This window comes from Streptomyces sp. DF42, from assembly GCF_058267695.1.
Genome location: NZ_CM177859.1, coordinates 1,246,313 through 1,271,810, shown reverse-complemented (window position 1 = coordinate 1,271,810; position 25,498 = coordinate 1,246,313). Strand labels below are relative to the sequence as shown.

Sequence of the window (25,498 nt, the reverse complement as noted above, 5' to 3'; positions counted from 1 at the left end):
AGCTGTTGACCGTTGACGGTCGGGCGGGCAGGACGGCCGGCAGCATGATGGTGGGTTCGTGGGTTCGTGGGTTCGTGGGTTCGTGGGCGCGTACGGGGTGCGGCAGCCGGGCCGGCGGGTGGATCCGGGCCGGGTAGAGCCCCGAATTTCTGGCCCTATTGCTCGGCACCGTCTTCGACCAGGCGGCGGTGGAGTTCCTTGGTCATCACGTGGATCGCACGCGTCAGTTCCGTGTTGGTCTTGAGTTCCAGTTCCTGCTCGACGAAATCGTGGTCGGCCTTCATCTGCTGGAAGGCGGCCTGCCGGTTCTGACCGATCATGACGAACGTGGACAGGAAGATCGCCTCCAGTGACACCACCAGGGTCAAGGTGGGCCAAGGGCTGCCCTCGACGAACAGCATCCACAACGCGAAGACGATCGCGTGCAGGTAGACGAACGGCATCGAACCGGCGAACCGTGTGATGGCGTCCGCGATGCGCAACTGGGCGTTCTCCGAGCGGTGCCTGTGATGCGCAACCACCGCTGGATGGTGCCGGTCCAAGGGGTCCTGCTGGCTCATCTCAGCGCGCCTTTCGTGTATGTGGGTGCCCGGTCTGCCGACGGCAGGGGCGGCAACCGCCGAGTCATCGTCGGGACGAGATCATCCACCCTGCCGTTCGGGCCCACTCCGAGGGGGTGCCGCAGGCGGCGACCGGTCGAGGTTCGCGCATGACCCCCTCCCGGGGATTCAGGCCTTCGCCCCGGGCATGCTGCCGGCGGTCGAGATGCGCCCGCTCGGCGGTTGGCTGTCGGACCGCACGGGCCCGGTACGGGTGCCGGCCGGCGTTCCTCATGCACCGGCGCAGCACCGCCTGCCCGGTCCTCCGCCACCACACGCAACGACAGGCGATGTCCGTCTCGCTCAGCGGGAACATCCTGCTCGGACTGGTCGCCACGGTCGCCGCCGACAGCGTCGGTGGCGGCTACGGCTACCGCGAGACCATCTCTCCCTGGTTCCGCTGCATCTTCATGTCCGCAGCCCGATCCGGACCGGATGACCGATGCGCGGCTGCTGTTCCAGCTGCCCGCCGTCAGCGCGCTGCCGCTGTTCCCGTTCTGGCCCTTCACCCGCCTGGTCCCCATGCTCACAGCACCGCTGGGCTACCTGACCCGCCCCTGCATCGACCATCGCAGCCGCGACGTCCGGCTCGGCGCACGCGCTCCCCGCCGTGGGCGGGAAGGCACCGGATGACGTGGGACGGTGCCCGCGCGGACCCGTCACGGCCGGTCGGCGTCGACGTGGAGGGCCAGCAGGGGGCAGGCGGCGACGGCCCGGCGAGCGTGGGCGCGCAGCCGGTCGGGGACGGCCCGGTCCTGGACGACGGGGTAGCCCCATTCGTCGAGGTCGATCAGTTCGGGCAGCAGTTCGGCGCACAGGCCCTGGCCCGTGCAGGCGATGCGGTCGATGCGCAGGGTCCTGCGGGTCATCGCCATGCCTCCGGGGGTGTGACGGGCGGTACGGGGATCCGGGGCGGCAGGTGGGCCGCGGGGCAGGCGCCGTGGGTGAGGTGCTGGTCGACGTCGTCGGCGAAGGCGCGCAGGGTGGAGGCCGCGAGGCGGGCGGCGCCGTCCGGGTGGCCGCAGGCGCCCCGCTCCGGCAGCAGAGCCGTCCGGCGGTGCAGCCGGGACAGCAGGTCCGGGTCGGCCCGTCCGGCTGCCAGAGTGGTGAAGTCCTCGGCCACCGCGGGCAGCCCGAAGAGGCAGGGACCGCACTGGCGGGCGCCGTGTGCGGCCAGGTAAGCGAGCATCCGGGCCGTCTCGCCCAGCCCGCATGCCGAGCTCGGAAGGGCGACCAGCACGCCCGCACCGGGTGCGGTAGCCAGCGGGGTCAGGTCGCGCCGGGTGAGGGGCGTGTGCACATGGGCCGCCGGGAGCCAGGTGCCGGCGAAACCCCCGAGCAGGACCGCCCGCAGGGGTTCCGTGGGACCTCCGGCGCGGTCGAGGACCGTGGCGAGGGGCGTGCCGAGCGCGACCTCCAGGACACCGGGGGCGGCGACGGTGCCCGAGACGGTGACGAGTGTGGTGCCGGGCTCGTCCGGGGCGCCCGCCTGCCGGAACCAGCCGGGCCCGTAGCGGGCGATGAGGGCGAGGTGGGCGAGGGTCTCGGCGTTGTGGACGAGCGTGGGGCGCCGGGAGACCCCGCGTTCGTGACTGCCTGGCGGCTTGCCCTGAGGACGGGCCGGGCCTCCGTTGAGCCAGCGCACCAGCGAGGTCGACTCGCTGGAGACGTAAGCGTGCGGAAGGGCGTGCAGGCGCAGCCGTACGGGATCGAGGCGGGCGCGCCGGCGCTCCTCCACGGCGGCGTCGAGCTGCCCGTGCTGGGCCGAGCGGGCGCGGGGCAGGCACACGTGGACGGTGTCGGCGCCGACCGCGGTCGCGGCCAGGACGGCACCGTCGAGGACGAGGTGGGGAGCCACGGCGAGCAGGAACTGGTCCTTGCGGCTGGCGGGTTCGCTCTCCATGGCGTTGACGACGACCACGGAACGGCCACGGCGTTCCGCGACGGCACGCAGTTTCCGGGCGGTGGGGAAGCCGGCGCCGCCGCGTCCGGTGAGCCCGGCCGCCTCGACGGCCTCCACCAGCGGCATCGACGTACGACTCCCGACGACCGTGGTCACCGGAGGCGGTCCGTAACGCCTCAGATGATCGGTCAGGTCGGCCGGTCGCCCGGTGGCGTACCACCCCGCCAGCAGCCGGGCGGCGGTGGGGTCGTCCGGCACGGGCGCGACCTGGTGGGGCGTGAAGGGCGTCGTGGCCGGGGAGGTCACCGTCCACCCCCGAGCAGGACAGCCGTCGTGGCGGCACGCTGGGCCCAGCCGGGCTGGAGTGGCCCGGTGGCGAGGAACGCGGTCAGCGCCACCGGTACGGCGGTCGCGGTCGCGGCGGCCACCAGGCGCCCGGCCACCCACCCCGGCCCGGCCTTCGCCAGGCGCCACCCCACGGCACCGACCACCGAGGCCAGGCACCCGGCGTAGAGCCACAGTTGGAGCGAGAGGCGGGTGTCGGTGCCGGTGCCGACCCCGTGGAAGAGGGCGAACGGCCATGCCGCGTACGCCAGCCAGTGCACCGCCTTCCAGCGCCGCACCCCCAGCCGGCGCCGCAGCGCGCTGGTGACCAGCACCGCCAGCAGCAGGTCGAGCGCGGCCGTGCCCAGCCCGAGCCACAGGGGACGGTAGGACGCCCCGAAGGGCACCACGGACACCGCCCAGCTCAGGTGGACGAACGGATCGAGCACCGCGGTCACCACGTGCACGACGAGGAACACCAGGGTGAGCAGGGAGAGATTGCGGTGCAGCACGCCGATCTCGAACCGGCCGATCCGGCGAGGGGCGGACCGCCCACCGGAGGCGATCCCGAGCACCACGGTCGCGGTGAGCAGGATCAGGGCGAGGGTGCCGCCCGCGCGGCTGGCGTACCACAGGGGGCTTCCGGTCAGGGCCAGGGTTGTCATCGCGAGCCTCCGCGGACGGCATCGTGGGAATCGGGCGGCCAGCCGCCGAGGTGTACGACGTGTCCGTCGAGGCCGACCAGCCGCGCGGGCAGGGCGCTGCGGCGCAGCCAGCCCACGGCCCGGGCGCCCAGTACGATCGCCGCCGTACTGGCGGTGTTGGCGTCCACGCAGGTGGCGGCCGCGACGGTGACGGTGCGCCAGACGGGTTCGGCGGGTTCGCCGGTGGCCGGATCGACGATGTGGTGCAGGGTGCGTCCGTCGCGCCGCCACGTGCGCACCCGGACACCGGAGGTCGCCAGTGCTCCGCCGGTCACCGCGGCGGCCGGGCCCTGTTCCGTGACGGGCTGTGCGTGGTCGTCGGCCAGAGCGACCAGCCAGCCGCCCTCCGGTGCCGTGCCGGCCGTAGCCAGGTCGCCGCCGAGACTGACCAGGACCCCGCTTCCGGTGGCGGCAGCGGCGCGCCGGGCGGCGCGGTCGGCGGTGAGCGCCTTGGCGGTGGCGCCCAGGTCGAGGCGGGTGTGCGGGGGCAGGCGCAGTCGGCGGGTGCGTGGGTCGAAGACGATCCGCTGCCAGCCGGGCGCGGGGCGGGCCAGGGGCAGGGGGCGGGCGTCCTCGGGACGCAGGGAGGCGAAGGTGCGGTCATAGCCGAGTGCGATCACCGCGCTGCCCACGGTCGGGTCCACGGCGCCGTCGGTGAGGCGGGCGGCACGCAGGGCGGCCTGGAGCGCTTCGGCGAAGTGCTCGCTGACTGTGGTCGGGGTGCCCGCGCGCACGTTCACGCGGGTCAGTTCGGAGTCCGGGCGGAAGCGGCTGCAGGCGAGGTCGACGCTGGCCAGCTCGGCGCGCAGGGCCGCTTCCGCGGCGGGCAGGGCGCCCGGGACGGTCACGAGCAGGGCGGCGGTGGTGCCCAGCGCCGGGAACGCGACCTGCGCCGGCGCCGGGGCACGCGTGGTCATGACGCCCCCGTCGTGGTGTGCGGCTGCCCCTGGGACGCGGTGGGCGGCTGGGCCGGGGGCTGCGGTGCCGGCCGTGTGACCGGGGCGGCGCCCTCGTTGTCGTCCTCGCCCTCGTGGCTGTTCGCCTCGCCGCGGTCCTCGCCGCCGCCTCCGGAGGGGGTGGCGGTGGACGCCGCGGGGCGCTGCACGGGCGGGCTCGGTGGCGCGGGGACGGCCGTGCTGCCCGGCAGCAGATGGGTGTAGAGGCCGGCCAGGGCCGCCGCGCCGGCCACGGAGGTGACGGCGATCCACCGGGTGATGCGGCGGCTGCGCCGCAGGCCGCGGTCGCGGGCGCGGGGGGAACCGGCCGGGGAGGGTGTCTCGCGGAAGTCGTCGGGGGCGGGGACCATGGCAGCTCTCCTGGTGAGTCGGCGGCCCGGATCGGCTGCGTGCACCTCCAGGCTGTGCCGACGGCACTCGGGAACTCGCTCACGACTTCCTCAGAACCGGTAAAGATCTCGACGCGACACCGCGCTCGTGCCCCCGTTCCGGCCGGAGCGGCAGCTCCAGTACGACGGTCAGGCCGCCACCCGGGGTGTCCTCCAGCCTCGCGGCACCGCCGTTGACCGTGACCAGCCGGTGGACGATGGCCAGCCCCAGGCCGCTGCCCCGGGCCTCGGGATTCCCGAACCGGCGGAACGCGACCGCCTTCGCCTCGGCCGTCATCCCGGGACCGTCGTCCCGCACCAGCACCTGGGCCGACGCGCCCGCCCTGCGGTGATCGAGGGTGACGCCCCCGCCGACGGGCACGGCGTCCACGGCGTTGGCGATCAGGTTGTCGAGGATCTGCTCCAGATGACCCGCGCCCAGCGCGACGGTCAGGGCAGGCCCCTCGGACACGGCGGTCAGCCGCACTCCGCGCTCCTCGGCGACGGGCGACCAGGCGGCCACCCGCTCGGCCACCACCTCGTCGACCCGCACGGCGGTCGGGCGGGGTATCGCCTGCTCGGCGCGCGCGACCGCCAGCAGCCCGTCGACCAGCCGGGACAGCCGGGCGATCTCCTCCTGGGCGGCGGCCAGCTCCGTGGCGGTGTCGCCTTCGGCGCCGGTGGCGAGGACATCGAGCCGCAGCCGCAGCGCGGCCAGCGGGGTGCGCAGCTGGTGGGACACATCGGCGATCACCGCCCGGTGGCCGTGCACCAGGGCTTCGGTGCGGGCCGCCATGGTGTTGAAAGTGGCGGCCAGGCGGCGTACCTCCGGCGGCCCGCCGCCGATGTCGGCCCGTTCGTCGAGGACGCCCTCGCCCAGCCGCCGGGCGCTGGCGTCCAGCGTCGACAGAGGGCGGCCGACCCAGCGCGCGAGGCGCACCGACAGCAGCACCGACGCGGCCAGTCCCGCGACGCCGATCGCGGCGGACCAGCCCCAGATCGTGGCGATCCGGGCGTCGAGCGGGGCCGAGGAGCGGGCCAGGACGACGGCTCCGGCGGGCCGACGCACCTCACCGGCCGGTTCCGCGGCCAGCAGCCGGCCCTCGTTCTCCGGCGGCTCCGGCTCGTGCCCGGCCAGCACCACCCGTACGAGTTCGTCCGCCTCCTCGCCCTGGGCCGCCGTACAGGGCGTACCGGCCACCAGGCGCGCGGAGGCGTCGTACACGGCGGCGCAGTCCCCCGCCCGGGCCGCGGCGTCGAGTTCCTTGCGCATCATGGTGGCCGACTTGTGGTCGGAGAGGTGCTCCTCGGCCGCCGCGGCGATCACCCGGGTGGCCGCCCGCTGGCTGTCGCGGTAGGCGACGCGCTCGCGCGCCGTCAGCGACACCGCCAGCGGCACCACCGCCAGCACCAGCAGCACGGACGTCAGCACCAGCAGCGTCCAGGTGATCCGGCGGCTCACGACTGCTCCCGGGACTCCTGGACCGCCCCGAGCCGGAAGCCGTGCCCGTAGACCGTCTCGACCAGCCCCGGAACGCCGAGCTTGCGGCGCAGCGCCGCGACATGCACGTCGAGCACCTTCGTGGGCCCGTACCAGTGGGCGTCCCACGCCCGCTCCAGGATCTGCCTGCGGCTCACCACCCGGCCCGGGTCGGCTGCCAGGCACTCCAGAATGCCGAACTCCTTCGGCGTCAGAGCGACCGCACGGCCGTCGACCGAGACCCGCCGGGCGCGCAGGTCGAGCGTCAGCGGCCCGTGCCGCAGCAGCTCCGGCTCCGCCGGGCGCCGACGGCGCAGCACCGCCCGTATCCGCGCCAGCAGTTCAGCCAGTCCGAATGGCTTGACCAGATAGTCGTCGGCCCCTTCGTCCAGGGCCACCACCCGGTCCGCCTCCTCACCCCGGGCGGTCACGGCGATGATCGCCGCGTCCGACCGGGCGCGCAGCATCCGGCACACCTCGACGCCGTCGATGTCCGGCAGCCCCAGATCGAGCAGTACGACATCGGGGGAGGGCGCCGTCAGCGCCGCCCGCCCGGTCCGCACGTCCTCGACCGCGTAGCCGGCCTGCCGCAGACCACGCACCAGGGACTCCGCGATACCACGGTCGTCTTCCACGACCAGTATCCGCGTCTCGTCTGCCGCGCCCGTGACCTGGGCGTTCATGTCCGCAACCTGCCTCTCCGGACGGCGGGGTCGACTGCGTCGGCCCGCCTTCCAGCCTGCGTCTTCCTCCGGACCCGGCGGCAGGGGCCGTTCGTCCCCCTGTTCGCGGGGAGAGCAAGCAGGGGAGAGCAGAGGGATCCGCCGCGGGTCCGCGCTCAGTAGACGGAGGCGGGCCACACACAGGCCACAGCGGTGATGACGCCCGCGTCCGGCAGTACGCCGACGCCGAGCCACGGGTCGAACCAGCGCCTTGAACACAAGGCCGCTCGACGCGGCGACCAGGGCGGCCGTGGGCCACCATCCGGTGCCCGCAAAACACTCCGGCGCCGGCGACGGCGTAGGCCACGGCCGTGTATTAGGCCTGTGCCAGTGCCAGTGCCAGTGCCAGTGCCAGTGCCAGTGCCAGTGCCAGTGCCCTGGCCGGGGCCGTGGAGACGCCCGCCGCCCGCATCCACGAGTGTCCAGGGGTGAACAGGGCCGGAGTGCCCGGCTGCTGCGGCGCCGTCCACACGCCGGGGCGCAGCAGCCCGTGCAGGATCAGGAACGCCCCCACCAGCAGGGTGATCACGGCAGGTCCTCGGGTGCGTGCGGTTCGGTTCCGCCCATGTCGAGCCGGAAGGGCGGATAGGTGTCCGTCATCAGAGCGACATAGGCGGCCACCCGCAGCACCCACCGATTCAGCCCGACGATCAGGTCGAACAGGTCCCGGGGGTATTTCTCCGTGAACGCCAGGGTCACGGCCGCGATGAGCGTCAGCACGGAGACCAGCCCGCCGTCCCACCAGCCGAACTGGAAGCCGCCGAGGAAGAACCCGATGACGATGTAGTGCGGGATGGCCAGCAGCCACCACTTCACCAGCACCAGCCCCCGGGAGAGCCGCTCGGGGTAGGCGATGTCCAGCCGCGCGGGGTAGTCCGGCTCCTCGCCCAGACTGAACGGCGGATACCGGTCGGTGCCCAGAGCCCCGTACGAGTAGTACGCCACCCGCCAACTCCAGCGCAGCACACCCAGGTTGAAGTCGAACAGGGGCCGCGGATAGTGCTCGGTGAACAGGATGCTGAAGAACGCGACCACGCTCACCAGGGTGAAGGCGATCCAGAGGAAGAACAGCACCACGTAGTGGGGGATCACCAGGATCCACTTCACCAGCCACAGCCACCGGGACAGTGGCGCGTCGAGTACCGCGTTCACGCGCACGGGTCGGTCGGGTGTCTTCGGCAGGGTCGTCATGGCGATCAGCTCCTTCGGCCCTTGGCACCGCCGTGGCGACTCGGGCCCAAGTCCAGCGTGGTCGTGAAACCCCGGCCCTGCGAGGGCCGTTGGGTTCGCACCGGGGGTCATCGGTCCCGGTCGCGGGGCCTGGATCAGCTGCAGGCGGGCCGGCGCGCGTCCGTGTCGGTGCCCGTGTCGGTGAGAAGGATCCCGGTGACCAGGTCGGTCGGGCCGGATACGGACCGCATATTCCATGGTCCGCTGCACCCAGGGATGCAGCAACTCCTGGTAGCGGGCCAGCTCCCGCGGGGTCGGTCACCAACTGGGCGTAGCCGGTGGCCACGACGCTCCGACGAGGTGCGTGGCCGGGTCGATGGTGTCGGCCTCGTGGGCCACGACCACGGTGTGGAGCGGCGCATTCCGGCCGCCGTGATCGCCACCCGGGCCAGGACAGGCTCCGGCGCGAAGGCCACTGGGACACAGGCGGGCCGAACGACCCATGGCTCGCCCCCGTCCGGCCCAAGCCGCACCAGGCCCACCGTCAGCAGGGTGGCGGCTGAACCCCCTACAGAGCCGGGCAACGACCGGGAGGACGACGGACATGAGCGTACGCGTGGGCATCAATGGCTTCGGCCGCATCGGACGCAACTACCTGCGCTGTGTGCTGGGGCGGGCGGAGAGCGGCACCGGCACACCGGTCCAGGTCGTGGCGGTCAACGACATCACCTCGCCGGGGGTGCTGGCCCATCTGCTGGAGTACGACTCGACGTACGGCCGCCTGCACCGCACCGTCGAGCACGACGACAACTCCCTGACGGTCGACGGCCACCGCATCGCCGTGACCGCCGAACGCGACCCGGCCGCACTCGCCTGGGGCGACCTCGGGGTGGACGTCGTCATCGAGTCCACCGGCCGCTTCCGCGGCCGCGAGGACGCCGGGCTGCACCTCAAGGGCGGAGCCCGCAAGGTGCTGCTGTCCGTGCCGGGCAAGGGAGTTGACGCCACCGTCGTGATGGGCGTCAACGAGGGCACGTACGACCCGGACGACGACCACGTGATCTCCAACGCCTCGTGCACCACCAACTGCGTGGCGCCCATGGTGAAGGTGCTCCACGAGGCGTTCGGGATCGACAAGGGCCTGATGACCACCATTCACGGCTACACCAACGACCAGGTGGTCCTGGACGGCCCGCACAAGGACCTGCGCCGCGGCCGCAGCGCCGCCGTCAACATCATCCCCACCAGCACCGGGGCCGCACGGGCCGTGGGCCTCGTCCTGCCTGAGCTGTCCGGCACCCTCGACGGCATCGCCGTACGGGTCCCCGTGGAGGACGGCTCGCTGACCGACCTGAGCGTGGTCCTCGAACGCGAGGTGACGGCCGACGAGGTGAACGCGGCGTTCCGGGAGGCCGCCGCAGGGCCGCTGAAGGGCGTGCTGCGGGTTTCCGACGCCCCGATCGTCTCCCGCGACGTCGTCGGCGACACCGCCTCGTGCGTCCTGGACGCCCCGCTGACCCAGGCGCACGGCGACCTGGTCAAGGTCTTCGGCTGGTACGACAACGAAGGGGGCTACACCAACCGCCTCCTCGACCTGACCGAGTACGTCGCCGCCCGCCTCCCGCGCGCCTGACCGGCGACAGGGGCCCTGCGGACCCCGCCCGATTCCCGTACCGCCCCCTGCTCCGGACGGTTACCGTGGCAGATGGCCAGTGTGATCGGCCGTCGGTAAGGCGAGGGGACGTGGAGGATCACTGGTGGGAAGCCCTGAGGAGTCCCAGCAGGCGCGCGTACGGCTGCCGCAGCTGAGGCTGGACGAGCTGCTGGAGGAGCTGCAGGCCCGCCTGGACGCGGCCCGCGGCACGCGCGACCGGGTGCACAGCCTCCTGGAGGCGGTGCTCTCGGTCGGCCGGGACCTCGACCTGGAGCAGGCACTGCACAGCATCGTGGAGGCCGCGGCCACCCTGGTCGACGCGGGGTACGCCGCCCTCGGCGTGATCGGTCCCGACGGGAAGCGGCTGTCGGCCTTCCACACCATCGGCGTCACCGAGGAGGAGATCGCCCGCATCGGCCCGTACCCCGAGGGCCACGGCATCCTCGGGGAGCTCATCCGCCACCCCGAGCCGCTGCGGCTGGTGAAACTCTCCGACCATCCGGCGTCGTACGGCTTCCCGGCCCACCACCCGCCGATGAACACCTTCCTGGGCGTCCCCATCAGGGTGCGCGACCAGGTCTTCGGCAACCTGTACCTGACCGAGAAGCGGGACGGGGCGCAGTTCGACGAGGACGACGAGTCGCTGCTGTCGACCCTGGCCGTGGCGGCCGGCGTCGCGATCGACAACGCCCGCCTGTACGAGGAGTCCCGGCTGCGCGAACGGTGGCTGCAGGCGAACGCGGAGATCACCCACAGCCTGATGTCCGGCAGCGCCCGCACCGAGGTCCTCGAACTGATCGCCCAGCGAGCCGGCGAGATCGCCGACTCGGCCCTCGCGGCGGTCGCGCTGCCCATGGAGGACACCGGGTCACTCGCCGTGGAGATCGCCGTCGGCATGGACGCCGAGGCACATCGGGGCCTCGTACTGCCGCTGGACAGGAGTCTGATGGGCCTGGCCTTCTCCCAGGCCGCCCCGGTCACCAGCATGGATGTCGGGCACGACGCGCGGATCTCACTGGAGCCTCCGCGCTTCGATGGGCTCGGCCCCGCCGTGGCCGTGCCCATCGGCACGGGCGAGGAGGGCCCACGAGGCGTGGTCCTGCTGGCCCGCAAAGCCGGGCGGCCGATGTTCACGGAGACGGAGACCGAGCCCCTGCAGGCCTTCGCCGCGCAGGCCGCCATCGCGATGGAACTGGCGGAGCGCCGACAGGACGCCGAGCAGATCGCGGTGCTCAAGGACCGTGACCGGATCGCCCGGGACCTGCACGACCTGGCGATCCAGCGGCTGTTCGCCACTGGCATGACACTGCAGAGCGCCGGCCGGTTCATCGAGCACGAGGAGGCCGCCGAGCGGGTGGTACGGGCGGTCGACGACCTGGACGAAACCATCAAGATCATCAGGTCGACGATCTTCGGCCTGCGGGCGCGCGAGGGCGGCGCCGGAACCGGGCTGCGGGCGCGCGTGGTGCGGGTGGGCGGTGAGGCGGCCCCGGTGCTGGGCTTCGCACCCAGCGTGCGGATGGAAGGCCTGCTGGACACCAACGTGCCGCAGGACGTCGCCGCCCATGTCGAGGCCGTCCTCTCCGAGGCGCTGACCAACATCGCCCGGCACGCCGCGGCCGACCGCACCGACGTGGTCCTGGAGACGGACGGCCGGGAGATCCGGCTGACGGTCTCCGACAACGGCGTGGGCATCCCGCCCGGCGGCCGCCGCAGCGGCCTGCGGAACATGGCCGAACGGGCCGAGCAGCTCGGCGGAGCGCTGGAGCTCGGCAGCGCGTCGGCGGGCGGCACCGTGCTGGTGTGGCACGTACCGTTGCCCGACGCATAGCGCCCTGTCTCACCTCGTGGTCACAAGCGTCCGCCCGGGCGCGTGCCCTGGACGGTGAGACAGGGGTTCCACGCAGGTCGGACGGCATGCAGCGGCGTTGCAGCGTTCCCGTCCCCCCCCCCCCCGCAAGCAGGGCCGGCGCGCCCCTGTCCGCGACTTCGCCGGCCGCCGCGCCGTGCCCGGCCGCCGGGCAGCCGTCTTGGAGACGCCTCGGAGTTGAGGACGAGCCGGTGGCCGTGCCGGTCCGATCCGGCCACGCTGCCGTAGGCCGTCAACTGCGGCACGTGGCAGGCGGCGACCGTCACGCCCGCCGGCAACTCGCCGCGCGGCCACGAGCGTCGGTACCCGGTCGCCGTGGCGGCCCCGGATACCGCACCGTGTCACCGCGAGGCGTGGGACATGGTCTCCTCTCGCCGTCCGCCTCAAGAACCGACCGCGATGCCCTCGGCCGCGGGTGATGCCGCCTCGGCGGCCCAACGGGACCTGCGGAAAGGGCCGTTGGGCCCCAAGGAGACCGACCTTCGGCATCGGGCGGCGGCTGTCGGCCGCGGAGAGGGTGGGAGCACTCGGTCGCCGTTCGTGCTCAGCACACGAAGTGTGGCGGACTCCGTACCGCGGCTGCCGCACGACTGCGTTGGGCCGGTCGGCCCCAGTCGGGGACCTGCGGCCCCTGCAGTACCGACCACCCCCGAGCCGATGCTGGAACCGGATCCCCGATCAGGAGGCAGAATCATGGTGCGCACCGTTGTGGCAGGCCTGGACGGCTCGCCCGAAAGCCGCGCCGCGGTGGAGTGGGCAGCCCGCGAGGCGAAGCTGCGCGGCCTGCCGTTGAGGATCGTCCACGTGTGGGAGTCCGTGCCGGAGCCCATGGCCCAGGCCTCGCTGGTCGGCGCCGGGACACTGCAGCACCGGACCGGGCGAAGCGAGATGGGGGTACACCCGGCCGAAGGCCGGCGGAGTATCACCCGCGAGACCGCCGAGGGTGTCCGGCTGCGCCACCCCGGTGTGCAGGTGACCGTGGAGCAGCTGAGCGGCCCGCCCGCGGACGTGCTGGCCAAGGAGGCCGAGAACTCCGAACTGCTCGTCCTCGGCTCCCGCGGACTGAGCGGCGTCGGCGGGTTCCTGGTCGGCTCCGTCGGCCACTTGGCCCTCGCGCACGCCCGACGCCCCGTGGTGCTCGTCCGGGCCGGGGAACAGGCCGCCGACGAGCACGAGCCGGACCCGGTGGGCATTCCGTCGGCGGCCACCGCATACCGGCCCGTCGTGCTCGGCCTCGACCCTGCCGACCCGGACGACCCGGTGATCGAATTCGCCTTCGACGCGGCATTCCGGCGCTCCGCCGTCCTGCGTGTCCTGTACGGCTGGAATCTGCCGCCGTACTACACCTACGGCCTGTCCGTGGACCCGGAGTTCCACGACGAGATCGCCCGGCAGCAGGCCGCCGCCCTGGCCGCGGCCCTGCGTCCCTGGCGCCGGAAGCACCCGGACGTGGACGTGGTGGAGGAGTCCCGGGCCGGCAGCGCCGCCACCCGTCTGAGCGACGCCTCCCGCGAAGCCTCGCTGGTCGTCGTCGGCTGTCGTATCCGCCGTGGCCCCGGTTTCCACACGGGCCCCGTCACCCACGCAGTCCTGCACCACGCCGCCGCCCCCGTCGCGGTCGTCGCCCACAACTGACGCCGATCCCCTAGGAGTGGAACCCATGAAGGCAGCGGTCGTACGAGCTTTCGGCGAGCCCCTGGTCATCGAGGAGCGGCCGGGCCCCGAGCCCGGCCCGGGCCGGATCCGCATCCGCCTGGAGGCCTCCGGACTGTGCCACACCGACATCCACGCCGCCCACGGCGACTGGCCCGTCAAGCCGAACCCGCCGTTCGTCCCCGGCCACGAAGGTGTGGGCCTCGTCGAGAAGCTCGGCGAAGGCGTCACCCACCTGAGTGTGGGGGACCGGGTCGCCGTGCCGTGGCTCGGCCGGGCCTGCGGGCGGTGCGAGCACTGCCTGTCCGGCTGGGAGACGCTGTGCGAGCAGCAGATCAACACCGGGTACGGCTGCGACGGCGCATACGCCGAGAAGATGCTGGCCTGGGCCGACTTCGCGCAGCCGGTGCCCGAGGGTGTCAGCGCCGTCGAGGCCGCCCCGCTGACCTGCGCGGGCGTCACCACGTACAAGGCGCTCAAGGTCGCCGACGTCAGGCCGGCCCAGCTCGTCGCGATCTCCGGAGTCGGAGGGCTCGGCCATCTGGCGGTGCAGTACGCGAAGATCGCCGGAGCGACCGTCGCGGCCATCGACGTCACCGACGAGAAGCTCGAACTGGCAAAGGAACTCGGCGCCGACCTCGTCATCGACGCCCGCGAGCAGGACGTCGGCGAAGTGCTCAAGCAGCACGGCGGCGCCCACGCCGCGATCGCCCTGGCGGTGAACGAGGCCGCGTTCACCGCCGTCAACTCCGGCTTGCGGCGCGGCGGCAAGCTTGTGATGGTGGCACTGCCGGCGCACGGCACCATCCAGGTCCCCATCTTCGACACCGTCCTGAACGGCACCTCGGTGATCGGTTCCATCGTCGGCACCCGGCAGGACCTCGCGGAGGTCTTCCAGCTGCACGCGGCGGGCCGCACCAGGGTCATCCACGAGACGCGTCCGCTCGAAGCCGTCAACGAGGCCATCGACGAGGTACTGCGAGGCCAGGTCAAGGCCCGCATCGTGTTCGACTTCGGCACGGAAGGGTGAGGACGATGGATCTTCCGCTGGTCGTGGGCGTGGACGGTTCCGAGCCCAGCCTGCGCGCCGTCGACTGGGCGGCCGACGAGGCCGTCCTGCACGGGGTGCCGCTACGGGTGGTGTACGCCTCGCTCTGGGAGCGCTACGAGGGCGGTGCGGTCTCGGAGGACCTCGAAAAGCCGTCCGAGGAGGTGCTCGCGGAGGACGTCGTCGACAGTGCCGCCCGGCGGGCGCACGCTCGCCATCCGGATCTGAAGGTGACCCCCGTGGTGCTGCCGGAGGAGCCCGAACATGCTCTGGTGCACGAGGGACGGCAGGCCTCGACACTGGTGGTCGGCAGCCGTGGCCGCAGCGGAATCGCCGAGTTCGTGCTCGGCTCCGTCAGCCTGACCGTGGCCGCCCAGGCCGACTGCCCGGTGATCGTGCTGCGGGGCAGCCACGACAAGCAGGCGGTGCCAGGCACCCACGGACGTGTCGTCCTGGGTGTCGGTGAGGACGCGAAGGAGTCGCGCGCGGTGCGCTTCGCCCTCGACGAGGCACGCCGCCGCGGGGTGCCCCTGGAGGTCATACGGGCCTGGCGGTGCCCCGCGCACGAGACCACCGACCATCCGCTCATGGCCGGGGAACCCGCCCGGCTGCACGAGGAGCGGGCCGTCGCGGCGCTGGAGGGAGCGCTGCACGACGTCCCGGCGGAGGCCGACATACAGCGCCGCATCGTCGAGGGCCACGCCCGCAGGGTGCTGGTGGACGCCTCGCACGAGGCCGACCTCCTGGTCGTCGGGGCCAAACGCCGCGAGGGGCACTTCGGGCTGCAGCTCGGCCGGATCGCCCACGCGGTACTGCACCACTCCGCCTGCCCGGTCGCCGTCGTACCTCAGCGGGTGTGAGCGCGGTGGCCGGCTTACAGGCTCACCGCGTGGTCAGGCACGTAGGCCTGCAGATCACGGGGCGGGCGCAGACAGCCGGCTTGGGGAGTGCCGCGATCCGCGCCACGCACGCGTTGAGATGCTCCGCCGCCCGCTTGACGGTGCCGCCCTTGCCCTCCGCGGCCCGTCCCTTGAGGACGACGAGGAGACGGACGCCCTTCGCGCACACACTCCTGCAGTCGCCAACTCCGTCTGCAGGCACAGCAGTTCATTCTCGTACTTCTTGCGTGGCAGCTGCGCCGCCTTGTTGCCGGCCGTACCGCCTCCACCGCCCGCTGGCCCACGTCGATGACTTCCGGAGTCCCTGATGTCCAAGGTCGAACACCAGAGCAGCAGCACCGTACTGACCGACGACGAACTGCGCACCCTGGATCTGCACTGGCGTGCCGCCAACTACCTTGCCGCCGGACAGATCTACCTCATGGCCAACCCGCTGCTGCGCGAACCTCTGCTGCCGGAGCACATCAAGCCGCGGCTGCTCGGCCACTGGGGCACCTCGCCCGGCCTGAACCTCGTGTACACCCACCTCAACCGCGTCATCAAGGCCCGCGGTCTGGACGCGCTGTGCATCTGGGGGCCCGGCCACGGCGGCCCCTCCGTGCTGGCCAACTCCTGGCTGGAGGGCACCTACAGCAAGACGTATCCGGATGTGGGCCGGGACGCGGCGGGGATGGATCGGCTGTTCCGCCAGTTCTCCTTCCCCGGAGGGGTGCCCAGCCATGTGGCGCCGGAGACCCCCGGCTCGATCCACGAAGGCGGTGAACTGGGTTACTCCCTCTCGCACGCCTACGGAGCGGCCCTCGACAACCCGAACCTGCTGGTCGCCTGTGTGGTCGGGGACGGCGAAGCGGAGACCGGACCGCTGGCCGCGTCCTGGCACTCCAACAAGTTCCTCGACCCGGTCCACGACGGCGCCGTCCTGCCGATCCTCCACCTCAACGGCTACAAGATCGCCAACCCGACCGTGCTGGCCCGCCTGCCCGAGTCCGAGCTCGATGAGCTGCTGCGCGGCTACGGACACTCGCCCATCCACGTCTGCGGCGACGACCCGGCCACCGTGCACCGCGCGATGGCGGAGGCGATGGACACCGCGCTGGACCGCATCGCCCTGCTGCAGCAGTCGGCCCGCGAGGACGACGTGGCGGAGCGCTCGCACTGGCCCGTCATCGTGCTGCGCACCCCCAAGGGCTGGACCGGCCCCGCTGAGGTCGACGGGGTGCCGGTCGAGGGCACCTGGCGCGCCCATCAGGTCCCGCTGGCCGGCGTGCGCGAGAACCCGGAGCATCTGCGGCAGCTGGAGCGGTGGCTGCGCTCGTACCGCCCCGACGAGCTGTTCGACGCCGACGGCCGACCGGTCGCCGACGTGCTCGCCTGCGTGCCCGAGGGCACTCGCCGTCTGGGAGCCACCCCGCATGCCAACGGCGGTCTGCTCGTGCGCGACCTGCCGGTCCCGTCCCTCGACCGGTTCGCCGTGCCCGTGGACAAGCCGGGCACGACCCTCCACGAGCCCACCCGGATCCTCGGCGACCTCCTCGAGAAGGTCATGGAGGACACCTCGGCCCGCCGCGACTTCCGCGTCGTGGGCCCGGACGAGACCGCCTCCAACCGGCTGCAGGCCGTCTTCGACGCCAGCGGCAAGGCCTGGCAGGCCCAGCACCTCCCGGTCGACGAGCACCTCGACCGGCACGGCCGGGTGATGGAGATCCTTTCCGAACACACCTGTCAGGGCTGGCTGGAGGGCTATCTGCTGACCGGACGGCACGGGCTGTTCTCCTGCTACGAGGCCTTCGTGCACATCGTCGACTCGATGGTCAACCAGCACATCAAGTGGCTGAAGACATCGCGGCAGTTGCCGTGGCGCGCCCCCATCGCCTCCCTCAACTACCTGCTGACCTCGCATGTGTGGCGTCAGGACCACAACGGCTTCTCCCACCAGGACCCCGGCTTCGTCGACCATGTCCTCAACAAGAGCCCCGAGGTCGTCCGGGTCTACCTGCCGCCGGACGCCAACACCCTGCTGTCGGTCGCGGACCACGCGCTGCGCAGCCGCGACTACGTCAACGTGATCGTGGCCGGCAAGCAGCCCTGCTTCGACTGGCTGTCGATGGACCAGGCCCGCGCCCACTGCGCGCGCGGAGCCGGGATCTGGGAGTGGGCGGGCACCGAGAACGGCGGCGAGCCGGACGTCGTCCTCGCCTGCGCGGGGGACGTGCCCACCCAGGAGGTGCTGGCCGCCGCCCAGCTGCTGCGCCGGCACCTGCCCGATCTCGCGGTGCGCGTGGTCAACGTCGTCGACATGGCCCGGCTGATGCCGCGCGAGGAACACCCGCACGGGATGAGCGACTTCGAGTACGACGGCCTGTTCACGAAGGACAAGCCGGTGATCTTCGCCTACCACGGCTATCCGTGGCTGATCCACCGCCTCGCCTACCGGCGCACCGGCCACCCCAATCTGCACGTGCGCGGCTACAAGGAGTCCGGCACCACGACCACGCCGTTCGACATGGTCGTCCGCAACGACCTGGACCGCTACCGGCTGGTCATGGACGTCATCGACCGGGTGCCCGGTCTGGCGGTACGCGCCGCGGCCGTGCGCCAGCGCATGGAGGACACACGCCGGCGCCACCACGACTGGATCCGCGTCCACGGGACCGATCTTCCGGAGGTCGCGGACTGGACCTGGAACGGCTGAGGGGACCGTAAGGGCCCACGTGCCGCCCGCGAGGCGCTCCTGCTCGGGTCCCTGCTCCCTGTCCACGGCGGGGACCAACCACCGTACGGCTACCTGCCGTTCGCGGGTGAAGCAGTGGCGCCGCCCGACGCGGACCGGATCGCACACAGGCTGCGTGAGGCCCCTGCGTCGCCGGCCCACGGGTAGGCGGGCTGCGCGTCGTCCCGGTCCGCCGGCGGGAGGTCCGGCGGCATCACCGGTCCGCCCGCCCTGGGCCCGCGGTGTCCTCGGCACCGTGCCGCTCGACGTCACCCAGTGGGCGGTGTGCCTGGGCACGGCGGCCACCGTGCTGCTCGCCGAGCCGGTCATGCGCGTCGCGGGGACTGTCGTCCACCGGCAGGGCCGCACGGCGAAACGCACGGTAGTGCGGCAGTGCCCCGCCTGCGGCTTCACCTGAGCCCTCCCCGAGCACCGTGCTGACACCGAGGGCCGACCGGCCCCATGTCACCGACGGTCAGCCCATGGGGTATCGGCCCGTTTCGCTGGACGCTCGAAGTGAACAGACACCTGGAGGAGATCCGCGATGACGGACGACAAGCCCAGTGGCCCCCTGGTCCATGCCCTGCTCGCGGACGGCACCACCGTGTGCATCCGTCCGGTAACGGCCGGCGACCACGAGCAACTGCAGGGGCTGTACGAGGAGATGTCCCCGGAGAACCTCCGGCTGAGGTTCTTCGGCATGAGCCGGCGCTCGGCCGAGATGGCCGCCGACCGGGCCTGCGCCGCACCACGCCCCGGATACCGGGCCCTGCTGGCCGAACGGTCGGCCCAGGTGATCGGTCTCGCCGAGTACGGCACCGGCGGCACCGGCACCGAGGCCGACATCTCCATCGCGGTCGCCGACGGGCTGCACCACCGCGGGGTCGGCACGCTTCTCGTCGAGCACCTGGTCTCCGCGGCCCGCGCCGAGGGCGTCACGGCCTTCATCGCCGACGCGCTCAGCGAGAACCGCGAGGTGCTCCGTCTCTTCGCCGACCTCGGCCTGCACCTGGCCCGCCGCTTCGAGGGACCCGAGGTGCGCTGCACCATCCGACTCGCCGAGGACGACACCTACCTCTCGGCGGTGGAGGAGCGTGGCCGGGCCGCCGACGTGGTCAGCCTCGAGCCGCTGCTGCGGCCGAAGGTGGTCGCTGTCGTCGGCGCCGGGCGCAAGCCGGGCTCGGTGGGCCGGGCGATCCTGCACCACCTGAAGGCCGGCGGCTACACCCGGCGGGTGTTCGCTGTGAACGCCGCCGCGACGTCCATCCTCGGCGTGCCCTCCCATCCTTCGATCAGCGCCCTGCCCGTGACCCCCGACCTCGCGGTGGTCGCCGTGCCCGCCGCGGGTGTGGCGCAGGCGGCCGAAGAGTGCGGGAAGGCGGGCGTGCGCTCCCTGCTCGTGATCACCGCCGGACTCGACGCGGACCAGGCGCAGGCGCTGCTGGCCGCCTGCCGCACGTACGGCATGCGGCTGGTCGGGCCGAACTGCCTGGGCGTGTCCAACACCGATCCGGCCCTGCGTCTGGACGCCACCTTCGCCGCCGGCCACCCCCGCCCCGGCACGGCCGGTGTCGCGGTGCAGTCCGGCGGGGTCGGCATCGCCCTGCTGGACGGGCTGTCGCGGCTGGGTATCGGCGTGTCCACGTTCGCGTCGCTGGGTGACAAGTACGACGTCAGCGGCAACGACATGCTCCAGTGGTGGGAGAGCGACCGTCGCACCGACCTCGCCCTGCTGCACCTTGAGTCGTTCGGCAACCCGCGCGCGTTCTCCCGCACCGCCCGCCGCGTGGCGCGCCGCATGCCGGTGCTCACCGTCGACGCCGGCCGCACCGACGCGGGCCGGCGCGCCGCCGCCTCGCACACCGCCGCGGCCGCGACCCGAACCATGACCCGCACTGCCCTTTTCACCCAGGCGGGCATCACCGCCACCCACTCCGTGGGCGAACTCCTCGAGGCCGCCGCGCTGCTGCACTCCCAGCCCCTGCCGACCGGGTCCCGCATCGTCATCGTCACCAACGCCGGCGGCGCCGGCGTCCTGGCCGCCGACGCATGTGCCGAAGCAGGACTCGCCCTCCCTGCGCCCACTCCGGAACTGATCGACGACCTGCTCGCTCTGCTGCCGGACGGCGCCGCCGTCGGCAACCCCGTCGATGCCACGGCGGCCGTGACGGAGGACCAGCTCGGCGAGTGCGTCGACCGGATCATGTGCCAGGGAGGCGCTGACGCCGTCCTGGTCGCCCTCGTCCCCACCGCGGTCGCCGCCGCCACCGGTGACGACCTCGTCCGGGCCGTGACCCGGGTGTCCGGACCCCGGCCGAAGCCGGTCGTCGCCGTACGGCTGGAACAGGCGACGCCCGTGGAGCTGCTGCCCATGACCGACGGAGGCACGGTCCCCTCGTACGCCGAACCCCAGGCTGCGGCAAGGGCGTTGGCCCACGCCGTGCACCGCGAGGCCTGGCTGGCCCGTCCCGCCGGCACGGTCCCCGACCTCGCCGGCACGGACCCCGCCCGGGCCCACCGCGTCGTCGACTCCTTCCTCGGGGCTCATCCCGACGGAGGCTGGCTCGAGCCACGCGCCTGCGCCGAACTCCTCGACAGCTACGGCATCCCCCAGCTGCCATGGGCCTGGGCCGACACCGAGGACGACGCCGTCCTGGCCGCCGAGCGGCTGCGCGGCGCCGACGGTCGCGTGGTGATGAAGGGGCACTGGCCGGGGCTGCTGCACAAGACCACCGAGCACGCCGTCCACCTCGACCTGCGGGGTGAATCCCAGGTGCGCGCCGCATTCCGGGACCTGGAGACCCGCTTCGCCGGCCTGCTGACGGGCGTGGTGCTGCAGCCGCTCGCCGACCGGGGCACCGAGCTGTTCGCCGGCGTGGTGCAGGACCAGGTCTTCGGACCGCTCGTGCTGTTCGGTCTCGGCGGCACCGCCACCGAGGTGCTCGCCGACCACGCCGCCCGCCTCGCCCCGCTCACCGATCACGACGTGCACGACCTGATCACGACCCCGCGCTGTGCGCCCCTGCTGTTCGGGGCGCAGGGCAACGGGCCCGTCGATCTGCCGGGCCTCGAGCAACTGCTGCTGCGGCTCTCCCGCCTGGCGGGCGACCTGCCGCAACTCGCCGAGGCCGACTTCAACCCCGTACTCGCGACACCGGGCCGGGTGGCCGTGCTGGACGCACGGGTGCGCCTGGTGCCGCGCAGGTCCCAGGATCCGTATCTTCGCCGACTGCGCTGAGGAGGGAACGTCATGAAGCACAACAAGGTCGGTTCCGTGATGGCCACGGAGGTCGTCCGTGCCGAGTACGGCACCGCGTTCAAGGAGGTGGCGCGTCGGCTCGGCGAGCACCACATCAGCGGACTGCCGGTGGTCGACGAGGACGACAAGGTCATCGGTGTCATCTCCGAGACAGACCTGATGATCCGTCAGGCGGACGTGTCCGATCCCTACGAGCCGAAGAAGCGCTTCCGGCCGGCCGGCCTGATGCCGAGCGCCAGGAAGCAGGCCGCGAAGTCGAGGGCGCGCACCGCCGGACAGCTGATGACCGAACCGCCCGTCACGGTGCACGCCGACGACACGATCATCGAGGCCGCCCGGACCATGGCCCAGCACCGCATCGAGCGGCTGCCCGTCCTTGACGAGGCGGACCGGCTCGTCGGCATCGTCACCCGCCGTGATCTGCTGCAGGTCTTCCTGCGGCCCGACGCGGACATCCGCACCGAGGTCATCGAGGAGGTCCTGGTGCGGGCGCTGTGGCTGCCGCCGCGCGGCATCGACGTCGCGGTGACCGAAGGTGTGGTCACGCTCACCGGCCTCATGGAACGCAAGAGCGAGAAGGAGATCGCCCTCTCCATGACCCGGCAGATCGACGGAGTCGTCGCCGTGGTCGACGAGCTCACCTTCCGGCTGGACGACGCCAGGATCCAGCCCCAGGAGCAGGCCCTGCACGGCGTGGCCGACGACTGGCTGCGCAGGATGTGAGAGGAGGCGGAACGTCATGCCCGGGACTGTGCTGGTCGCCTACGGGACGACGAACGGATCCACCGCGCAGATCGCCGAGGCCGTGGCCGAGGTGATGTCCAAGGAAGGGCTCACCGCCGAGGCACTCCCGGCCTCGTCCGTCGACGACGTGACGCACTACGACGCGGTCGTGGTCGGCGGCGGGCTGTACGCGGGACGCTGGCACAAGGATGCCCGCCGGTTCGTGCGCCGCAACCGCCGCCAACTCGCCGTACGCCCGCTGTGGTTCTTCAGCAGCGGACCGCTGGACCCCTCGGCGTCCGAGAGGGACATCCCGCCCGTGACCGGCGTGCGCCGCGCCATGACCCGGCTCGACGCACGGGGACATGTCACCTTCGGCGGCTGCCTGCAGGAGGGCGCCAAGGGACGCATCGCCCGGATGATCGTGCGCAACGGAAAGGGCGGCGACTTCCGCGACTTCCCCGCGATCGAGGCGTGGGCGGCGCGGGTGGCCGGCGAACTGATCGAGGAGCGGGAGAAGAGCTGACCACATCCATGGCTCAACCTCCCGGAGGGAAGAGCATCATGAACATCCGTCAGATCCCCACGGTCACGGCCGAGGCGTTGCTGTACCTCATCGCCGCGATCCTGGTGTTCTTCCGTATCGGGCCGACCGCCTCGGTGGTGGGCCTGCCGCTGGTCCTTATGGTGATCCCGGCCGTCGTCGCCCTGGTCCTGTCGGCTCGGCGCCTGGGCCGCAGTCACCCTCCACCCGCCGTCAAGGCGTAGATCGCCGGGGAGAAGGAGCACGCGAGGAGAAGGAGCAGGCAGGAGCGAGGCCGACCGGTCCGCAACGGCCGCAATGGATGATCCCGGCGCAAGGGATGACTCCGGCGTGATGTACGCGCCGGGGTCATCGTGGCGTCGGCCGGTGTCAGCGGTTCACGGTCAGCGGCACGGTGTCGACGGTCACGGGACGGCCGTCCGCCGGTGACACGACGTACGCAGTAAGCAGGCCCGGCCCTGTGCGGGCGGCCTTGTAGGGGGAGGTCACGTCGAAGGTGCCGCGGGTACGCGTGCCCGACGTCGCCCCGACAGACGTCGGCGGCGGTGCGCCCGGTCGTGCTCGGTGACCTTCGGCGGGAACCCTCGAACGTGTCGGCGCTGCCCCAGACCCGCACCGGGGTGCCGACGGCATCGCTGATCAGCGGCGACTCGACCAGGCTCGACCAGGACGGCCGGCGACGGATCCTCGAACTCGGCCGGAAGGCCGGCTGACCCGGGCCGGGCAGCCGCCCGAACCGACCCGCCCGGCCTTCAGCTCTTCGGCGGACCCTTCAGCAGATACGGGGGAGTTGCTCACCCAGCGGCATCTCCACGATGCGTCGGGCGCCCACCAGAGTCCGCAGGGTGACCCGCCCCCGCGGCCCCTGCGACAGCACTTCACCGATCCGCACCGCCTGCGCTCCCTCGGGCAGCGACCGCAGGGCGGCCAGCGTCCCCTCGGCCGCGCCGGCGTCGACGAACGCGACCAGACAGCCCTCGTTGGCGACGACCAGCGGGTCCAGGCCGAGCAGATCACAGGCTGAGGCCACCGCCTCGGGCACGGGGACGGCGCTCTCCTCGATCTCCACGGCGACGGACGAGTCACGGGCGATCTCGTTGAGGGCGGCGGCCAGCCCGCCCCGGGTCGGGTCACGCAGCACATGGACGGCCGCACCCAGCGGCGCCAGGGTGCGCACCAGCCGGTGCAGCGGCCGCGTGTCCGAGGCGATGTCGCTCTCGAATCCAAGGCCCTCACGGGTGCTCAGCACGGTCGTGCCGTGCAGTCCGATCGGCGCGGAGAGCAGCACCGCGTCCCCGGGGCGGGCCAGCGCGGCGGACGGATGCAGCGGGCCGTGCCGCTGCCCGACACCGGTGGTGTTGATGAAGAGCCTGTCGGCGGCGCCACGCCCCACGACCTTGGTGTCACCGGTGACCAGGGGCACGCCGACATCCTGCGCCGCCTTGCCCAACGAGTCCAGGACGGAGCGGAGTTCGGCCAGCGGCAGGCCCTCCTCGATGATGAGGGAGACGGAGAGCGCGAGCGGCCGGGCGCCACGCATGGCGAGGTCGTTGACCGTGCCGTGGACGGCGAGGGAACCGATGTCCCCGCCGGGGAAGAAGAGCGGACTGACCACGAAGCTGTCGGTACTGACCACCAGCTCCCGGTACCCCGGCAGCAGCGCCGCGTCCTCCAGCGGGCCCGCCGCGCCACCGAGGGCGGGCAGGATCAGCCGGTCGAGCAGCTCCGCGGTCAGGCGCCCGCCGGCGCCGTGGCCCAGCAGGACGACGTCGTCCTCGTGGTGGGGGGTGGGGCATTGGATGCTCATGCCGTGCTCCTCGTGGCGGTGCGTCCGGCCGCGTGGAAGGCGGCGCAGGTGCCCTCGGACGACACCATCGGCGCGCCCAGGGGGTGACGGGGTGTGCAACGGGTGCCGTACGCGGCGCAGTCGGTGGGCACCTTGGCTCCGGTGAGGATGGCGCCCGCGATGCACTCCGCGTCCTCGACGGGACACAACCCGTCCACGTCGAATCGGCGGGACGCGTCGAACTCGCGGTACTCCTCGGCCAGTTCGAGTCCGCTGTCGGGCAGCGTGCCGATGCCGCGCCAGGCCCGGTCGGTGACCCTGAAGACCTTGCGGACGGCGTCCTGGGCGTCGGTGTTGCCCGAGCGGCGCACGGCCCGTACGTACTGGTTCTCCACCTCGGACCGGCCCTCCTCCAGCTGCCGTACCGCCATCAGGATGCCCTCCAGCAGGTCCAGCGGTTCGAAGCCGGTGACCACGAGGGGGACCTCGTAGCGGGCGGCGATCGGCTCGTACTCGGTCCAGCCCATCACCGCGCACACGTGCCCGGCCGCCAGGAACGCCTGCACCTCGCAGTCGGGGTCGTCGAGCAGGGCCGTCATGGCGGGCGGTACGAGGACGTGGCTGACCAGCATCGAGAAGTTCGACAGGCCGAGGCGGGCCGCGTGCAGCACGGCCGTCGCGTTGGCCGGTGCGGTCGTCTCGAAGCCGACGGCGAGGAAGACCACCTCCCGGTCGGGGTGGTCGGCGGCCAGGCGTACCGCGTCCATCGGGGCGTAGACCACGCGTACGTCCGCGCCCCGAGCCCGCAGCGACAGCAGGTCGGCGTCGGTGCCGGGCACGCGCAGCATGTCGCCGAAGCTCGTGAGGATCACGCCGGGCCGGGCGGCGATGGCCATGGTCCGGTCCAGGGTCTCCAGCGGGGTCACGCAGACCGGGCAGCCGGGGCCGTGGATCATCCGCATCCCGGCGGGCAGCAGCTCGTCGATGCCCTGGCGGACCAGGGTGTGGGTCTGGCCGCCGCACACCTCCATGATCCGCCAGGGCCGCGTGGCGGTCCGCCGCAGCTCGTCCAGCAGCCGCCGGGCGAGGACGGGATCGCGGTACTCGTCCAGGTACTTCATCGGGC

Annotated in this window: 25 protein-coding genes and 1 pseudogene; 13 read left to right on the top strand and 13 right to left on the bottom strand. The window is 72.7% G+C overall.

The features are described 5' to 3' along the window. Positions 1–155: 155 nt before the first annotated feature. Positions 156–521 carry a DUF1003 domain-containing protein gene (locus ACYUED_RS05865; RefSeq protein WP_491291255.1) on the bottom strand — a complete coding sequence of 122 codons (366 nt, stop codon included), beginning with the start codon at positions 519–521 and terminating at the stop codon, positions 156–158. Positions 522–1,034: 513 nt separating this feature from the next. On the opposite strand from ACYUED_RS05865, the gene ACYUED_RS05860 reads away from it, so the two are divergent. Continuing rightward, positions 1,035–1,232, top strand: a complete 198-nt coding sequence (locus ACYUED_RS05860) for a respiratory nitrate reductase subunit gamma (RefSeq protein ID WP_491291254.1) — start codon at positions 1,035–1,037, stop codon at positions 1,230–1,232. Positions 1,233–1,258: 26 nt separating this feature from the next. On the opposite strand, the gene ACYUED_RS05855 is transcribed toward ACYUED_RS05860, so the two are convergent. The 9 genes from ACYUED_RS05855 to ACYUED_RS05815 form a co-directional block, all read right to left on the bottom strand. Then, the gene (locus tag ACYUED_RS05855) at positions 1,259–1,468 is read right to left on the bottom strand and encodes a ferredoxin (RefSeq protein ID WP_491291253.1); all 210 of its coding nucleotides are present in this window, start codon (positions 1,466–1,468) and stop codon (positions 1,259–1,261) included. Then, on the bottom strand, positions 1,465–2,808 hold the full coding sequence (locus ACYUED_RS05850) for an NADH-ubiquinone oxidoreductase-F iron-sulfur binding region domain-containing protein (protein ID WP_491291252.1): 1,344 nt from the start codon (positions 2,806–2,808) through the stop codon (positions 1,465–1,467). Before ACYUED_RS05850 ends, ACYUED_RS05855 begins: the two co-directional genes overlap by 4 nt. Then, on the bottom strand, positions 2,805–3,491 hold the full coding sequence (locus tag ACYUED_RS05845) for a ferric reductase-like transmembrane domain-containing protein (RefSeq protein WP_491291251.1): 687 nt from the start codon (positions 3,489–3,491) through the stop codon (positions 2,805–2,807). The genes ACYUED_RS05850 and ACYUED_RS05845 overlap by 4 nt, the downstream gene beginning before the upstream one ends. Continuing rightward, positions 3,488–4,447 (bottom strand): FAD:protein FMN transferase, encoded by a 960-nt coding sequence (locus tag ACYUED_RS05840; RefSeq protein ID WP_491291250.1) that lies wholly within the window; start codon positions 4,445–4,447, stop codon positions 3,488–3,490. Before ACYUED_RS05840 ends, ACYUED_RS05845 begins: the two co-directional genes overlap by 4 nt. Further along, positions 4,444–4,836, bottom strand: a complete 393-nt coding sequence (locus tag ACYUED_RS05835; RefSeq protein ID WP_491291249.1) for a hypothetical protein — start codon at positions 4,834–4,836, stop codon at positions 4,444–4,446. Before ACYUED_RS05835 ends, ACYUED_RS05840 begins: the two co-directional genes overlap by 4 nt. A 79-nt stretch (positions 4,837–4,915) precedes the next feature. After that, on the bottom strand, positions 4,916–6,316 hold the full coding sequence (locus ACYUED_RS05830; RefSeq protein ID WP_491291248.1) for a sensor histidine kinase: 1,401 nt from the start codon (positions 6,314–6,316) through the stop codon (positions 4,916–4,918). After that, on the bottom strand, positions 6,313–7,017 hold the full coding sequence (locus ACYUED_RS05825; RefSeq protein WP_491291247.1) for a response regulator transcription factor: 705 nt from the start codon (positions 7,015–7,017) through the stop codon (positions 6,313–6,315). The genes ACYUED_RS05830 and ACYUED_RS05825 overlap by 4 nt, the downstream gene beginning before the upstream one ends. A 355-nt stretch (positions 7,018–7,372) precedes the next feature. Then, on the bottom strand, positions 7,373–7,585 hold the full coding sequence (locus ACYUED_RS05820) for a hypothetical protein (protein WP_491291246.1): 213 nt from the start codon (positions 7,583–7,585) through the stop codon (positions 7,373–7,375). Then, on the bottom strand, positions 7,582–8,247 hold the full coding sequence (locus ACYUED_RS05815; RefSeq protein ID WP_491291245.1) for a DUF4389 domain-containing protein: 666 nt from the start codon (positions 8,245–8,247) through the stop codon (positions 7,582–7,584). Before ACYUED_RS05815 ends, ACYUED_RS05820 begins: the two co-directional genes overlap by 4 nt. 583 nt (positions 8,248–8,830) lie before the next feature. Between ACYUED_RS05815 and gap the strand changes: the two genes are divergently transcribed. From gap to ACYUED_RS05790, 5 genes are all read left to right on the top strand, one after another. Continuing rightward, a complete protein-coding gene (gene gap / locus ACYUED_RS05810; RefSeq protein ID WP_491291244.1) occupies positions 8,831–9,859 on the top strand; it encodes a type I glyceraldehyde-3-phosphate dehydrogenase in 1,029 nt (342 codons plus the stop codon). A 124-nt stretch (positions 9,860–9,983) separates the two neighbouring features. After that, positions 9,984–11,711 (top strand): GAF domain-containing sensor histidine kinase, encoded by a 1,728-nt coding sequence (locus tag ACYUED_RS05805; protein WP_491291243.1) that lies wholly within the window; start codon positions 9,984–9,986, stop codon positions 11,709–11,711. Between the two features lie 732 nt (positions 11,712–12,443). Next, positions 12,444–13,385: a universal stress protein gene (locus tag ACYUED_RS05800; protein ID WP_491291242.1), complete on the top strand. Its 942-nt coding sequence runs from the start codon at positions 12,444–12,446 to the stop codon at positions 13,383–13,385. 25 nt (positions 13,386–13,410) lie between these two features. Next, positions 13,411–14,433, top strand: coding sequence for an alcohol dehydrogenase AdhP (adhP, locus tag ACYUED_RS05795; protein WP_491291241.1), 1,023 nt, complete (start codon positions 13,411–13,413; stop codon positions 14,431–14,433). A 5-nt stretch (positions 14,434–14,438) separates the two neighbouring features. Continuing rightward, a complete protein-coding gene (locus ACYUED_RS05790) occupies positions 14,439–15,311 on the top strand; it encodes a universal stress protein (protein WP_491291240.1) in 873 nt (290 codons plus the stop codon). Positions 15,312–15,387: 76 nt separating this feature from the next. Here the strand turns inward: ACYUED_RS05790 and ACYUED_RS05785 are convergent. Then, a pseudogene (locus tag ACYUED_RS05785) lies at positions 15,388–15,584 on the bottom strand (polyphosphate kinase 2); the annotation flags it as partial. 73 nt (positions 15,585–15,657) lie between these two features. On the opposite strand from ACYUED_RS05785, the gene ACYUED_RS05780 reads away from it, so the two are divergent. From ACYUED_RS05780 to ACYUED_RS05750, 7 genes are all read left to right on the top strand, one after another. After that, complete coding sequence (locus tag ACYUED_RS05780) at positions 15,658–18,042, top strand: phosphoketolase family protein (RefSeq protein ID WP_491291239.1); 2,385 nt, start codon at positions 15,658–15,660, stop codon at positions 18,040–18,042. Between the two features lie 274 nt (positions 18,043–18,316). Further along, entirely contained in the window at positions 18,317–18,478 is a 162-nt protein-coding gene (locus ACYUED_RS05775) for a hypothetical protein (RefSeq protein ID WP_491291238.1), read from the top strand. Between the two features lie 126 nt (positions 18,479–18,604). After that, positions 18,605–21,298, top strand: coding sequence for a bifunctional acetate--CoA ligase family protein/GNAT family N-acetyltransferase (locus ACYUED_RS05770; protein WP_491291237.1), 2,694 nt, complete (start codon positions 18,605–18,607; stop codon positions 21,296–21,298). Between the two features lie 12 nt (positions 21,299–21,310). Beyond that, positions 21,311–22,042 (top strand): CBS domain-containing protein, encoded by a 732-nt coding sequence (locus tag ACYUED_RS05765; RefSeq protein WP_491291236.1) that lies wholly within the window; start codon positions 21,311–21,313, stop codon positions 22,040–22,042. A gap of 16 nt (positions 22,043–22,058) precedes the next feature. Further along, positions 22,059–22,568, top strand: a complete 510-nt coding sequence (locus tag ACYUED_RS05760) for a flavodoxin domain-containing protein (RefSeq protein ID WP_491291235.1) — start codon at positions 22,059–22,061, stop codon at positions 22,566–22,568. Between the two features lie 38 nt (positions 22,569–22,606). Next, positions 22,607–22,810 (top strand): hypothetical protein, encoded by a 204-nt coding sequence (locus ACYUED_RS05755; RefSeq protein ID WP_491291234.1) that lies wholly within the window; start codon positions 22,607–22,609, stop codon positions 22,808–22,810. A 366-nt stretch (positions 22,811–23,176) separates the two neighbouring features. Continuing rightward, on the top strand, positions 23,177–23,299 hold the full coding sequence (locus ACYUED_RS05750; RefSeq protein ID WP_491291233.1) for a hypothetical protein: 123 nt from the start codon (positions 23,177–23,179) through the stop codon (positions 23,297–23,299). A gap of 59 nt (positions 23,300–23,358) precedes the next feature. Here ACYUED_RS05750 and hypE read toward each other — a convergent pair whose 3' ends face one another. Continuing rightward, entirely contained in the window at positions 23,359–24,393 is a 1,035-nt protein-coding gene (hypE, locus tag ACYUED_RS05745) for a hydrogenase expression/formation protein HypE (RefSeq protein ID WP_491291232.1), read from the bottom strand. After that, positions 24,390–25,493 carry a hydrogenase formation protein HypD gene (hypD, locus tag ACYUED_RS05740; RefSeq protein WP_491291231.1) on the bottom strand — a complete coding sequence of 368 codons (1,104 nt, stop codon included), beginning with the start codon at positions 25,491–25,493 and terminating at the stop codon, positions 24,390–24,392. The genes hypE and hypD overlap by 4 nt, the downstream gene beginning before the upstream one ends. Positions 25,494–25,498: the final 5 nt, after the last annotated feature.